Origin of the sequence: Candidatus Enterococcus willemsii, assembly GCF_009933335.1 — a bacterium.
GTDB classification, from domain to species: domain Bacteria; phylum Bacillota; class Bacilli; order Lactobacillales; family Enterococcaceae; genus Enterococcus_F; species Enterococcus_F willemsii.
The window spans coordinates 1-12,774 of record NZ_MAEL01000031.1 but is presented as its reverse complement, the minus strand read 5'-3'; the positions used below and the strand labels follow the sequence as shown (position 1 = coordinate 12,774).

At 38.1% G+C, this 12,774-nt stretch carries 13 protein-coding genes; 11 read left to right on the top strand and 2 right to left on the bottom strand.

The window, feature by feature from the left end:
* Positions 1-47: 47 nt before the first annotated feature.
* Together BAU17_RS04105 and BAU17_RS04100 are read left to right on the top strand one after the other, a co-directional pair.
* Positions 48-1,001 (top strand): Gfo/Idh/MocA family protein, encoded by a 954-nt coding sequence (locus BAU17_RS04105; protein ID WP_161901553.1) that lies wholly within the window; start codon positions 48-50, stop codon positions 999-1,001.
* Positions 1,002-1,013: 12 nt separating this feature from the next.
* Positions 1,014-1,769: a MurR/RpiR family transcriptional regulator gene (locus BAU17_RS04100; protein WP_161901552.1), complete on the top strand. Its 756-nt coding sequence runs from the start codon at positions 1,014-1,016 to the stop codon at positions 1,767-1,769.
* A 28-nt stretch (positions 1,770-1,797) separates the two neighbouring features.
* Here BAU17_RS04100 and BAU17_RS04095 read toward each other — a convergent pair whose 3' ends face one another.
* The gene (locus BAU17_RS04095) at positions 1,798-3,114 is read right to left on the bottom strand and encodes a 6-phospho-beta-glucosidase (protein WP_161901551.1); all 1,317 of its coding nucleotides are present in this window, start codon (positions 3,112-3,114) and stop codon (positions 1,798-1,800) included.
* Positions 3,115-3,236: 122 nt separating this feature from the next.
* Positions 3,237-4,007: a MurR/RpiR family transcriptional regulator gene (locus BAU17_RS04090; RefSeq protein ID WP_161901550.1), complete on the bottom strand. Its 771-nt coding sequence runs from the start codon at positions 4,005-4,007 to the stop codon at positions 3,237-3,239.
* A gap of 153 nt (positions 4,008-4,160) precedes the next feature.
* Between BAU17_RS04090 and BAU17_RS04085 the strand changes: the two genes are divergently transcribed.
* The 9 genes from BAU17_RS04085 to BAU17_RS04045 form a co-directional block, all read left to right on the top strand.
* A complete protein-coding gene (locus BAU17_RS04085; protein WP_161901549.1) occupies positions 4,161-5,549 on the top strand; it encodes a glycoside hydrolase family 1 protein in 1,389 nt (462 codons plus the stop codon).
* Positions 5,550-5,562: 13 nt separating this feature from the next.
* Positions 5,563-6,867: a PTS sugar transporter subunit IIC gene (locus BAU17_RS04080; protein ID WP_161901548.1), complete on the top strand. Its 1,305-nt coding sequence runs from the start codon at positions 5,563-5,565 to the stop codon at positions 6,865-6,867.
* A gap of 11 nt (positions 6,868-6,878) precedes the next feature.
* Positions 6,879-7,118, top strand: a complete 240-nt coding sequence (locus tag BAU17_RS04075; RefSeq protein ID WP_161901547.1) for a hypothetical protein — start codon at positions 6,879-6,881, stop codon at positions 7,116-7,118.
* Positions 7,119-7,185: 67 nt separating this feature from the next.
* Complete coding sequence (locus BAU17_RS04070; RefSeq protein WP_161901546.1) at positions 7,186-7,887, top strand: GntR family transcriptional regulator; 702 nt, start codon at positions 7,186-7,188, stop codon at positions 7,885-7,887.
* 125 nt (positions 7,888-8,012) lie between these two features.
* Positions 8,013-9,308 carry a PTS sugar transporter subunit IIC gene (locus BAU17_RS04065; RefSeq protein WP_161901545.1) on the top strand — a complete coding sequence of 432 codons (1,296 nt, stop codon included), beginning with the start codon at positions 8,013-8,015 and terminating at the stop codon, positions 9,306-9,308.
* A gap of 47 nt (positions 9,309-9,355) precedes the next feature.
* Complete coding sequence (locus BAU17_RS04060) at positions 9,356-9,616, top strand: hypothetical protein (protein WP_161901544.1); 261 nt, start codon at positions 9,356-9,358, stop codon at positions 9,614-9,616.
* Positions 9,613-10,701, top strand: coding sequence for a DUF871 domain-containing protein (locus BAU17_RS04055; protein WP_161901543.1), 1,089 nt, complete (start codon positions 9,613-9,615; stop codon positions 10,699-10,701). The genes BAU17_RS04060 and BAU17_RS04055 overlap by 4 nt, the downstream gene beginning before the upstream one ends.
* Positions 10,702-10,719: 18 nt before the next feature.
* Positions 10,720-11,829, top strand: a complete 1,110-nt coding sequence (locus BAU17_RS04050; protein ID WP_161901542.1) for an amidohydrolase/deacetylase family metallohydrolase — start codon at positions 10,720-10,722, stop codon at positions 11,827-11,829.
* Positions 11,813-12,774, top strand: a 962-nt coding sequence (locus tag BAU17_RS04045; RefSeq protein WP_161901541.1) for a DgaE family pyridoxal phosphate-dependent ammonia lyase, incomplete at its 3' end; no start/stop codon positions are given. The genes BAU17_RS04050 and BAU17_RS04045, both read left to right, overlap by 17 nt.

Sequence of the window (12,774 nt, the reverse complement as noted above, 5' to 3'; positions counted from 1 at the left end):
AACGAAGTGTAGTACAATAACTATAGTCAGTTTAAGGAGGGAAAACGATGTCAATTAGATACGGAATTATTAGTACAGCGCAAATTGTGCCACGCTTTGTTGCAGGAGTAAATGAAAGTGAAGACGGCGTTGTTACCGCCATTGCATCAAGAAACTTAGAAAAAGCCCAACAAGTCGCACAAGAATTAGCTATTCCAACGGCATATGGCAGTTACCAAGAATTGTATGAAGATGACAATGTCGATATTGTGTATGTAGCAACTTATAATAAAGGGCATTATGAAGCCGCAAAAAATGCCTTACTAGCCGGCAAACATGTCCTCGTAGAAAAACCTTTTACCTTGTCGTGGGATGAAGCAGATGAATTGTTCGAACTAGCAAAACAACAAAATTGTTTTCTAATGGAAGCTCAAAAAGCTGTTTTTCTACCCATTACACAATACGTAAAAAAATTAATTCAAGAAAAACAACTGGGGGATGTTCGCTACTTACGTTCATTTACAGCTTATCCTAATGTTGATCATATTTCGTGGTTTGATTCACTGGATGCCGGGGGAGGCGCACTCCATGGTTCAGGAAGTTATGGCCTGCAATATATGCTGTATGTCACAGGGACAGAAATCGAAGAAGCTGCAGGAACCGCATTAATCGAACCCGGAAAAACAGACTCACAATGTGACGTAAGTGTCTTGCTAACAAACAATATTCAAGGCAATGTGTTTGTGACAACCAACTTTGGTAGTGATAGTCAATTAACGATTTTTGGAAATCAAGGACAGGTTGTGATTCCAAAATTTTGGAAAACCCAAGAAGCAACGGTCACGATTAATGGCGAGAGTGAGCACATTCATCTTCCTCATCAAAGCGAATTTGTCTTTGAAGTCAACCATGTGAATGAATGTTTAGCAAAAGGCTTAACCGAAAGTCCAATCATGACGAAAGATTTAACGCTACAAACCATTGAACTAGTCGAAAAAATGTATGAGCAATGGGTTGAATAAGGGAGTGGCAGGATGCTTTTTTTAAACTATACGCCGGAATTAAGTCAAATTGATTTGGAAATTTATAAGTATATAGCGACTCATATTGATCAAGTGATATATATGAGAATCCGTGAATTAGCAGAAAAAACGCATACCAGTACAGCGAGCATTCTCCGCTTTTGCAAGAAATTTGAGTGCGAAGGATTCTCTGAATTTAAAATCAAATTGCAGATGTACAATGAAACCATTAATCAATCGCAAAAAGTACGTGCGGTAGATGAAAGTGCGTTTATTAATTTTATTCACCGAACAAGTGAGGAACGCTTTCAAGATACTTTGCATGAAGCAGCGAAAATTTTGGCAGAGAAAGAGATGGTCCTATTTATTGGAGCAGGCTCATCAAATATTATTGCTTCTTATGGGGCGATGTATTTTTCTTCTATCTTCCAGATGGCTTTTCATATTGAAGACCCATCGAACCACCCGATTGAATTCTTTCGTTCAGCGATTGCTGAAAAAGCGTGTATTATTGCCTTGTCAGTTGGTGGGGAATCTAGTGACATCATAAATTATCTGAATCATTTTATTGCACATAAAAGTGCAATTATTTCGATTACGAATAGTGCAAATTCAACAATTGCCAAATTATCAGACATCAATTTAGCTTACTATATCTCCACAGAACGCAAAGGCACAACCGATATTACTTCGCAAGTTCCTGCGTTATATACGATTGAATACCTAGCTAAAGAAGTTCAAAAACTAAAAAATACGCCTTCGTTGTGATTAAACAATGAAGGCGTATTTGTATTTTTTAATGAAATGCTGGTAAATAAGTGTTGTGTGCAACTAGTAGTTCGTCCATGACTAATTTAGCAAGATGTCCACTAGGAATTAAGGGATTCATGGTGAAAGCTTGGAGGAGAGTCCCATAATTGCCAGTAACTGCCGCTTCAATGGTTAACTCTTCCATTGCTTTCATGACTTGTAATAATCCTCGTTGTTTGGCTGAAAAATGTCCAAAATTGAGTGGGACAGGGCCTTGACGGGTGATGAGACTAGTTACCTCAACCGCGCAATCGTCAGGTAAATCAGCAATAGTTCCATTATTTTTAGTACTGACCGTCATTAATTGTCCGGTATCATTATAAATACCGTGAATAATTTCGCAAGCAGCATCGCTATAACGTGCACCACCACGTTCTGCTAATTGTTGAGGTTTGTAATCTAATTCAGGGTCTTTATAGAGTGTAAAAAGTTCACTCTCAATTTTTTTGACTTTTTCGGCACGTGTGCCATTTTCTCGAAAAGCAGCTAGTTCTTCTTCTAGCATGGCATCCGTCAAGTAATAGTAGCGATGGTACGGGCAAGGAATCATACCCAAGTTTCGGACTTGATCAATTAATAAATTATTATTAGCAATATTTGCAACAATACTTTTGGCTTCACTGGTGCCATACATTTGTTCAATTAATTCAGCTGTCCGGTCATTACCAGTAGAGTCTTTGACAGTATGCCAGTGTAAATGATTGATTCCTGCAAATTGGAAAAATAAATTCTCGGGCTTTTCTTGTAGCAGATCAGCTTCTTCAAAAATCGCATTAACCGGTATGTTACACAAACCAACAACTTTTGACCACTTACCATAACGTAAGACTGCTTCAGTGACCATCCCAGCAGGGTTTGTAAAATTAATTAACCAAGCATTCGGACAAAGTTCTTTCATTTCTTCTACAATCTCTAAAATAACCGGAATCGTACGCAATGCTTTAAAAATACCACCAGCACCATTCGTTTCTTGGCCAATCATGCCATGACTGAGAGGGATTCGTTCATCTAAAATGCGAGCGTCTAACAACCCTACACGCAATTGTGTTGTCACAAAATCAGCATTTTCCAAAGCTTTACGACGATCTAAAGTTAAATGTACCGTACAATCAATACCTGAAGTTTTGACCATCCGTTGCGCCATGGCACCGACAATCTCAAGTTTTTCTTTGCCGGCTTCAATGTCAACCAACCAAATTTCTTTGACTGGTAAATGTTGATGTCGCTTAATGAAGCCCTCAATTAATTCAGGTGTGTAACTTGAGCCGCCACCAATTGTAACGATTTTAATTCCTTTGTCCATGAAAATACCTCCAATCATTTATTATTTTCAGTATATCGAAAATCAACTCGTGATTGGCGATTCGTCGTAAATCAGACACAGGTCAGAGAAATCGTCACTTGTGACAGAGATGATACACTGTGTTATTGAATTTCTTGTGACAATCGTAAGCGCTTAGCAATTTTTTCGATGAGAAATAATGCTGGTAGTTGTGAGGTCAATTCAATTGTTTTATCCTGATTACCACTGGTTTTATAAATAGTCTCGCGTTCAATAAAATAAGGAATGGTTATATGGGACAATTTACTAATTGGAGAGTTTTCAGTATTGGTAATGGCAATAATTGTGCAATCTTTTTGATTCAAACGTTGCAGGTAACGAATCATTTCCTCCGTTTCACCAGAAATAGACAGGACAATGACACAAGTTTTCGCAGCAATATCCTCAGGAAACCATTCAATAGGGTAATTAGAAGGATCAGAAATTTTTAGAGCAGTTTTAGATAAATTAGAAAAATACAGAGAGCCATATTCCGCAATTGTTTCTGAAGAACCGGAACCAAGAAACAAAACTAGCGATTTTTGCTGTAATAAATGAACTGCTTGCTCAATTTTATTTTTTAAAAACTCTTGATTAACCCTTTGTAAAAAGTCAATATAAGAAGTTTCATCCGCATCAGCAATTTTGGATTTTTTTAAGGAATCAGTATACATGCGTAGTTTAATTTTAAATTCCGAAAATGAAGCGCATTCAAATTTCTTGCAAAAACGAGTGATACTAGTTGGGCTGGTGTGGGTAAGCATAGCTAATTCTTTGATTTTCATCGTAGCGGTACGCTCTAAATGATGGGCAATAAAATGATAGATGTCCATTTCTAGTGGCGTTAACTCAGGAATATAATCTAAAAATAGCATAATAAGAACCTCCGTAACGAGTTGTGACATTGTAGTAACAAGAAACATTTCTTGTTACTAGGAACTAAAATGAATTATATCATTATATTGATTTGAAATCATGCTATACTCACATTGAGTTTTGAAAGCGGATACTAAAATTGGAGGGATTCTATGAAGTACACATTTGCGCGTGATTTTTTCTGGGGAGCAGCATCCAGTGCTACCCAATCAGAAGGACGTGTACCTGGCGATTGTAAGGGAGAAAATATTTGGGACTATGCATCAAAAGAATACAATCATCGTTTTTTTGATGGTGTAACGACAGAAACAACAGCAAAATTTTATGAAGACTATCAACAAGATATTCAAAAAATGGCTGATATTTCATTTAACTCGTTTCGAACATCTATTTCATGGTCGCGACTGATTCCAGATGGTGTAGGAGAAGTGAATGCAGAAGCTGTGACATTTTACAATAATATGTTAGATGAATTGAACGCAAAAGGGATTCAGCCATTCATTAACTTGTATCATTTTGATATGCCGATGAAATTACAAGAGATTGGTGGCTTTGAGAATCGAGAAGTCATCCAAGCATATAAAAAATATGCGGAAACTTGTTTTGAGCTATTTGGTGACAAAGTAGCCTATTGGTTTACTTTTAACGAACCGATGATTCCAGCGGAAGCCGGTTATTTACACGATCGCCATTATCCATATGTGGTTGATTTTAAACGAGCGGCTCAAGTATTACATCACATTGTGCTATGCCATTGTGAAGCTATCGAATCATTTAGAGCAGGGAATTACCTAGGTAAAATCGGGATTATTATGGATGTAATTCCTGTGTATCCAAGAAGTGAGCATCCTGCAGATTTATATGCAGCAAAAATGGCAGACTTGTTTTATACAAAAAGTTTAAATGATGTCATTTTGAAAGGACAATACCCACAAGAGATTATTGATGTATTAAAAAAATATAATCAATTACCTGAAGTGACCGAAGCGGATAAGCTTCTACTAGCAAAAACAAAAATTGATTTGTTAGGCATTAATTATTATCGTCCACGTCGGGTAAAGGCAAGGGAAAGTGTGCCTAATCCTGAAGGTGTATTTTCTCCAGAATGGTTTTATGACAATTATGAAATGCCCGGACGACGGATGAATACGTCACGAGGGATCGAAATTTATCCCAAAGGCTTGTATGATATTGCTAAAAAAATTCAAAATGAATATGGAAATATTGATTGGTTTGTCTCGGAAAATGGTATCGGAATTCAAGGAGAAGAAGCGTTTATTGAGAACGGTATGGTACAAGATGATTACCGAATTGAATTTTTACAGGAGCATCTTGCTTGGTTACATCAAGCAATTGCAGAAGGTAGTAACTGCTTAGGTTATCACATGTGGACATTTGTAGATTGTTGGTCTTGGATTAACGCATTTAAAAACCGCTATGGATTTTATCGAATGGATTTAGAAACAGGCGAGAAAACAGTGAAAAAATCTGGTTTATGGTTTAAACAACTAGTTGAAAATCAAGGGTTTGAAATAGAATAAGGAGATGAAAAAAATGAGCTTTTTAGATACAGTTGCTATGAAATTATTGCCGATTGCCAATGCTATTGGGAATCAACGTCATTTACAATCGATTCGTAATGGATTAATTTCTATTTTACCTTTAACAATTGTTGGTTCTTTCTTCACGATTGTTTTAAATTTACCGATACCTGGTTATTCTGAGTGGGTTGCGCCGTATTTAGCTGCTTTAGATGTTCCGTTCCGTTTTACCGTGGGACTAATGTCCTTATATGCTTCGTTTACGATAGGGGCTAATTTAGGTGGAAGCTATAAGTTAGATAAAATTACAAGTGGCTTTTTAGCAATGTTAGCGACTGTGTTAATGGTGGTGCCAATTAATTTGGCAGAAGGCGTGAATCAATCGGGTGAAGCAGTTGCTGCCGGACGCTATTTACCGATTGCTTCTCTAGGATCTCAAGGATTGTTTGGTGCAATTATTGCGGCTTTGGTTGCTGTAGAACTCTATCATTTTACCAAGGCAAAAAATTTAGAAATTAAAATGCCTGATGGGGTACCACCAGTTGTCGGGGAGTCTTTTGGGGCGTTGCTACCAACATTATTAGTAATTTTACTTTTTTGGATTCCACGCCATTTCTTTGGATTTGATTTGAATGGTCTACTGACAATTGCTATTTCACCACTAAAAGGATTTTTAACGGGGAATAATTTATTAGGTGGAGTAATCACTCAATTTGTTATTTGTGTCTTTTGGGTGTTAGGGATTCATGGACATGCGGTGTTAGGTCCGATTATTCGTCCATTTTGGGATCAGGCAATTTTAGAAAATGCTGAGTTATTTCAAGGTGGAATGAGTGCCTTTGACTTACCAAATGTCTTTACCGAACAATTTTACCAATGGTATGCCCAAATGGGTGGGACTGGAGCAACTTTAGCATTAGTGGTACTCTTTATGTTTTCAAAATCAAAATATCTGAAACAGTTAGGTCGTTTATCTATCTTACCAGGTATTTTTAATATTAATGAACCAATTATTTTTGGGACACCGATTGTGATGAATCCACTCTTAGCCATTCCGTTTATTTTAGTGCCGATTGCGAATACTATTCTAGTGTATATTGTGACTGCTTTGAATTGGGTTCCTAAAATGATGGTGAAACCACCATTCTCAATTCCAGCACCATTGGGAGCATTGATTACCTCTAATTGGAATTGGGTTGCTTTTGTGATGGTCTTTGTCTGCTTCTTTGTATCACTAGCTATCTATTATCCGTTCTTCAAAGCATTTGAGAAAATACAAGTAACCCAAGAAGAACAAGCACAAGTCGAAGAGGCATAGGAGGAATTGGGATGTTTATCATTATTTTAAGTTTTTTATTGATTTTTGGTACGCATTATTTCTTAAGAAATAATCAAACACTTCATCAATTTGCCTTTTGGAAATTACTATTGATTAGTTGCATTGGTCTAGTTATTATATTTATCGTTAGCGTGGAATTAAATACATTTTATCCGATTATGATTGCTTTACTCGTTACCTGTACAATGCTACAGAAGCGATTTTTACAACTCTTTCAGCGAGGGCGGTAAGAAAGGCTTTGCAAACCTTTTCTCTGAATGGTATTCTTGAAATATAAAGAATAATGAAGGTGGCGCGATGAAAAGAAATAAGGTGTTGTACTTAGAAGTAGCGGATAAAATTAAGAAGGATATTTTTAGTGGAAAATATCCTGTCGGAACAATGCTTCCAACTGAGAATGAATTAGAAGAATTATTTGGTGTGAGCAAAATTACCGTTCGTAAAGCAATTGAACTGCTAGCAGCAGATGAATATGTTCAAAAGAAGAGCGGACGTGGTACGACTGTTTTAAGCAATCGGCCTTACAATAAATTATCTCGGGCAGTGAGTTTTACCCAAATTCTGAAAAATTCCAATTTTGACGTTGATAAGGTTATGTTGAACGTCAAAGAAGTTGAGTTAAAACCGTCAGATTCTGCGTATCCGTATATTGGCAGACGAGCGGTGTGTCTAGAACGTTTGTATTTATTAGACAATGAGCCCTATATTTATTTTGTCCATTATTTGCCAGAAGATTTAGCAGACATTTCAAAAGAGCAATTCAAAGGAACTTCATTGTATCGTTTGATGAATCAAAAAGAATATGATTTAGCTTCTTTTGAAGATGCTTTTGAAGCCATTTTGCTTTCTAACGAACAACAAGAAAAATTACAAACATCAGAACAATTGGGTATTCGACGTACACGAAAATCAGTCGACAGCAACGGGAAAGTTGTTGAATATTCAGAAGCTATTTATAACACATCCAAACATCCGTATTATATTGAATATGAAGCGTAATAATTTTCAACAGTAGTTTAAGGCTATTGTTGAAAATTATTTTATTGAAAAACGTTTACAATAAGTGCAAGCTATGTTATTCTCTAAGTGCAAACATTATAATGATATAATATGGAGGTTATGAAATGAACGGGTTTGTTAATTTTATTGAACAAAAATTGATGCCGGTTGCCAACAAGGTTGGTATGCAGCGACACATGGTTGCGATTAGAAAAGGGATTATTGCCACATTGCCACTAACTATTGTGGGATCATTCTTTACGATTTTGCTGAACTTTCCAATTCCATCAATTGCTGCGATGATTGAACCGTATCGTGAAGTCTTAGATATTCCTTTTCGTTACACGGTTGGTTTGTTAGCGCTATACTCAACGTTTGGGATTGCATCATCACTAGCGAAGCATTATAAATTAGACTCATTGACTGCAGGAATTCTTGCAACAATGGCATTTATGATTACCGCTGCACCACCATTACGTGTTTTTGAAGATGTTGAAGGCGTTATCACGGCTGGTCGTTTTATTAATGTCGCGCATTTAGGTTCAGGTTCGTTATTTGGGGCGATTGTTACTGCTATTGTTTCTGTTGAAATTTATCATTTATTTATTGCTAAAAATATTACGATTAAGATGCCTGATGGTGTCCCACCTGAAGTAAGTAATTCATTTATGGCTCTGATTCCTGGTGGCGCAATTTTGATTTTCTTCTGGGTTGTTCGTCATTTAATTGGATTCGATATTAATGCATTCTTGAGTAATATTTTAATGCCATTTAAAGATGTACTTGCAGGAAACAGTTTATTCGGTGGTTTACTGACAGTCTTCTTAATTTGTTTCTTCTGGGTGCTGGGAATTCATGGACCCGCAATCATGGGACCAGTTATCCGTCCATTCTGGGAAATTTCAATTGCTGAAAATATTGATGCCTTTGCAGCTTCTGGGAATGCACATGAACTACCAAATATTTTTACGGAGCAATTCTTACAATGGTTTATTTGGATCGGTGGTGCTGGTACTACGTTATCATTAGTTGTATTGTTCTTATTCTCGAAATCAAAATATTTAAAACAATTAGGTCGTTTGTCATTCTTACCAGGTATTTTTAATATCAATGAGCCAATGATCTTTGGCGCGCCGATTGTCATGAACCCCGTTTTAGGGATTCCATTCATCGTTGCACCTTTAGTAACAACAACTCTCTCTTATTTCTTAACAACGTCTGGTATTGTACCATTGATGGCAGTTCGATTAGGTTTCACAATTCCATCACCAATTGCTGCATGGATGAGTACAAATTGGAGCATTGCCGCAGGAGTATTAGTTATTGTCAACTTCTTAATTGCTTTGGCGATTTACTACCCATTCTTTAAAGTCTTTGAAAAACAACAATTAGAACGTGAACTTGCGGAAGAAAATAATTAAAATAGGAGACAAGAGGATAGCCAATAACTATCCTCTTTGGTGAACAAATGACAATTATTTACGCATTAGTGCTCTTTCTTGGAAGTCAAATCTATCTTATAAAAGGGAACATTCCAGAAAAGTATAAAAATATTAAATTACGTTATTTTTTGCTGATGGCCGTTGGGATTATTTTATTAGCAGCCGTCATTGGGCAAGCAATTGGCTTAGGTAGTTTCTTCGTTGTAACAGCGACAGTACTATGTAGTTCAATTATTATGTATCGTTTTCAACAAAAATATGACGAAATGGAGCGAGGAAAAATATGAAACGACAATTAGGGGTTTCGGTCTATCCAGATCACAGTGATATTGAGCAAGATAAAGCATATTTGACATTAGCGCATAAATACGGATTTAGTCGAATTTTTATGAGTATGCTAGAAGTAACAGAGGGCAAAGAAGCGGTCTCTCAAAAATTTAAAGAGCTAATTTTCTTTGCGAAAGATTTAGGATTTGAAACAATTTTAGATGTTGCTCCAAATATTTTCGAAGAACTAGGTATTTCCTATGATGATTTAACATTTTTCCACGAATTAGGCGCTGATGGTATTCGCTTAGATTTAGGATTTGATGGAAATAAAGAAGCGATGCTCACGTATAATCCTTTTGGTGTAGCGATTGAATTAAATATGAGTAATGATGTCGCATATTTGGATAATATTTTGACATACCAAGCGAATACACCTTATTTATATGGCTGTCATAATTTCTATCCACAAGAAGGAACTGCTTTACCTTATGATTTCTTTGAATCATGTAGTAAACGATTTAAAGAAAAAGGGATTCGTACAGCAGCTTTCATTACTTCTCAAGCTGGAAATATTGGTCCTTGGGATATCAATGATGGCTTGCCGACATTAGAAATGCATCGTCATTTGCCAGTTGAAGTAGCAGCCAAGCATCTATTTGCGACGAATTTAATTGATGATGTGATTATTGGAAATGCTTATGCTTCTGAACAAGAACTAGAGGCATTGAGTAAGGTCAATCGTTACCAAACAGCATTTTCAATTGAATTTGTAGCTGAGGCAAATCCAGTCGAAAAAGCGATTGTCTTAAATGCGCAACATTATCGTCGTGGTGATATCACGCATCAAGTGATTCGTTCAACAGAAGTACGCAAAGTGTACAAAAACGAAGCAAATCCAGCCCATGACAATACGCAAGAATTTCAAGTAGGGGATATTGTCATTGGTAATGATAGCTTTGGAAAATATAAAAATGAGTTACAAGTTGTTTTAGAACCGCATAGTGATCCACGAAAAAATAAAGTGGGGCATATTGTAGAAGCGGAGCATATTTTACTTCCATTTATTCACCCATGGTCAAAATTTAAATTTGTAGAACAGTAGGAAAGTAGGAAAAGTAGGATGTTGGATTTAATAATTAAAAATGCCCGAACAATTGACAAACAAGTCTTTGAAATTGGCATAAAAGATGGGAAAATCACACAACTTGCGCCTATCGTAACTGAAGAGACACAAGAAGTACTTACGTTAGCTGATGATATGTATATCTCCGCTGGTTGGATTGATGACCATGTGCATTGCTTTGAAAAAATGAATTTGTACTACGACTATCCGGATCAAATCGGGGTCGAAAAAGGTGTTACCACCGTGATTGATGCGGGGACCACTGGGGCAGAGAATATTCATGACTTTTATGAACTAACCCAACAAGCTAAAACCAATGTCTATGCACTGGTCAATATTTCCAAATGGGGGATTGTCGAACAAGACGAATTGGCCGATTTATCAAAAGTCAAAGCTGACTTAGTCAAACAAGCATTAGTGGATTTACCAGATTTTATCGTTGGCATCAAAGCCCGCATGAGTAAAACGGTGATTGGCGACAATGGCATTACTCCTTTGGAATTAGCCAAACAAATCCAAGCAGAAAATGATCACTTACCATTGATGGTCCATGTTGGCTCGGCACCGCCAGAACTTGCTGAAATTTTGGCTGTGATGGAAGCGGGCGATGTCTTGACGCATTGCTTTAACGGCAAACCGAATGGGATTCTAGGTGCCGATAATCACATCAAAGACATTGCGTGGGACGCGTATCGTCGCGGCGTCATCTTTGATATTGGACATGGCACGGATAGCTTTAATTTCCATGTAGCTGAAGTGGCCCATCAAGCTGGGATGGATGCGACTTCAATTAGTACCGACATCTATATTCGCAATCGCACCAATGGTCCGGTCTATGACTTGGCAACCACGATGGAAAAACTCCGTGTGGTTGGCTATACTTGGTCCGACATTTTAGAGAAAGTGACCGCTGTCCCTGCCAAAAATTTCCATTTAGCCAATAAAGGCCAACTAGCGGTCGGCTTTGATGCGGATTTGACGATTTTTGAATTGGTCACTGGCGAGAAAGAATTGGTCGATTCCAATGGCTTTACTCGGACAGCCACCGAACAAATTCGTCCGTTAAAAACGGTGATTGGAGGAACCATCTATGACAATGAATTATGAGACTTTTGGTTTAAAAGAAGTCATTAATGCCTCGGGGCGGATGACGATTTTGGGTGTCTCCAAAGTGTCGGAACGGGTCTTAGAAGCACAACGCTTTGGTGGCGAACACTTTTTTGAAATGGCCGATTTAGCTGTAAAAACAGGGGCGTATTTGGCTAACTTATTGCACGTCGAAGACGCGCAAATCGTCTCTTCGGCTTCCGCGGGGATTGCCCAATCGGTGGCAGCGGTCATTGGACAAGGCAGTCTGCATCATGTCTATCATCCGTATGATCCAACGATCACCAAACGTGAGATTCTTTTACCCAAAGGACACAATGTCGATTACGGGACCCCTGTCGAAGTGATGGTGGCGCAAGGCGGCGGGCAAGTGGTTGAAGCCGGCTATGCCAATATGTGTACCGCAGAACACCTCGAAATGATGGTGACGGCCCAAACTGCCGCAATTTTGTATATCAAAAGTCACCACACGGTTCAAAAAAGTATGTTAACGGTCGCAGAAGCGGCACAAGTTGCCCAAAAAGTGGGGGTACCCTTGATTGTCGATGCGGCTGCCGAAGAAGATTTGTTCAAATATATCACCGACGGTGCCGACCTCGTGATTTATTCCGGAGCCAAAGCGATTGAAGGACCCAGTGCCGGTTTGGTCATTGGCAAGAAGAACTATGTTGAATGGGTGCGCCTACAAAGCAAAGGCATCGGTCGCGCCATGAAAATAGGCAAAGACAATATCTTAGGCTTTACCCAAGCCGTGGCAGATTATTTGGCACAGGGCTCAGAAGATGGCGAGGCGATGAAGGCTCGTTTAGCACCGTTCATCGATCAAGTCAATGCCATTGACGGACTGACTGCGACTGTTGTACAAGATGGTGCGGGGCGTGAAATTTATCGCGCCAGTGTTACCGTCTCTGGAAAGAAAACCGCTAAAGAAGTCATTGCGGCATT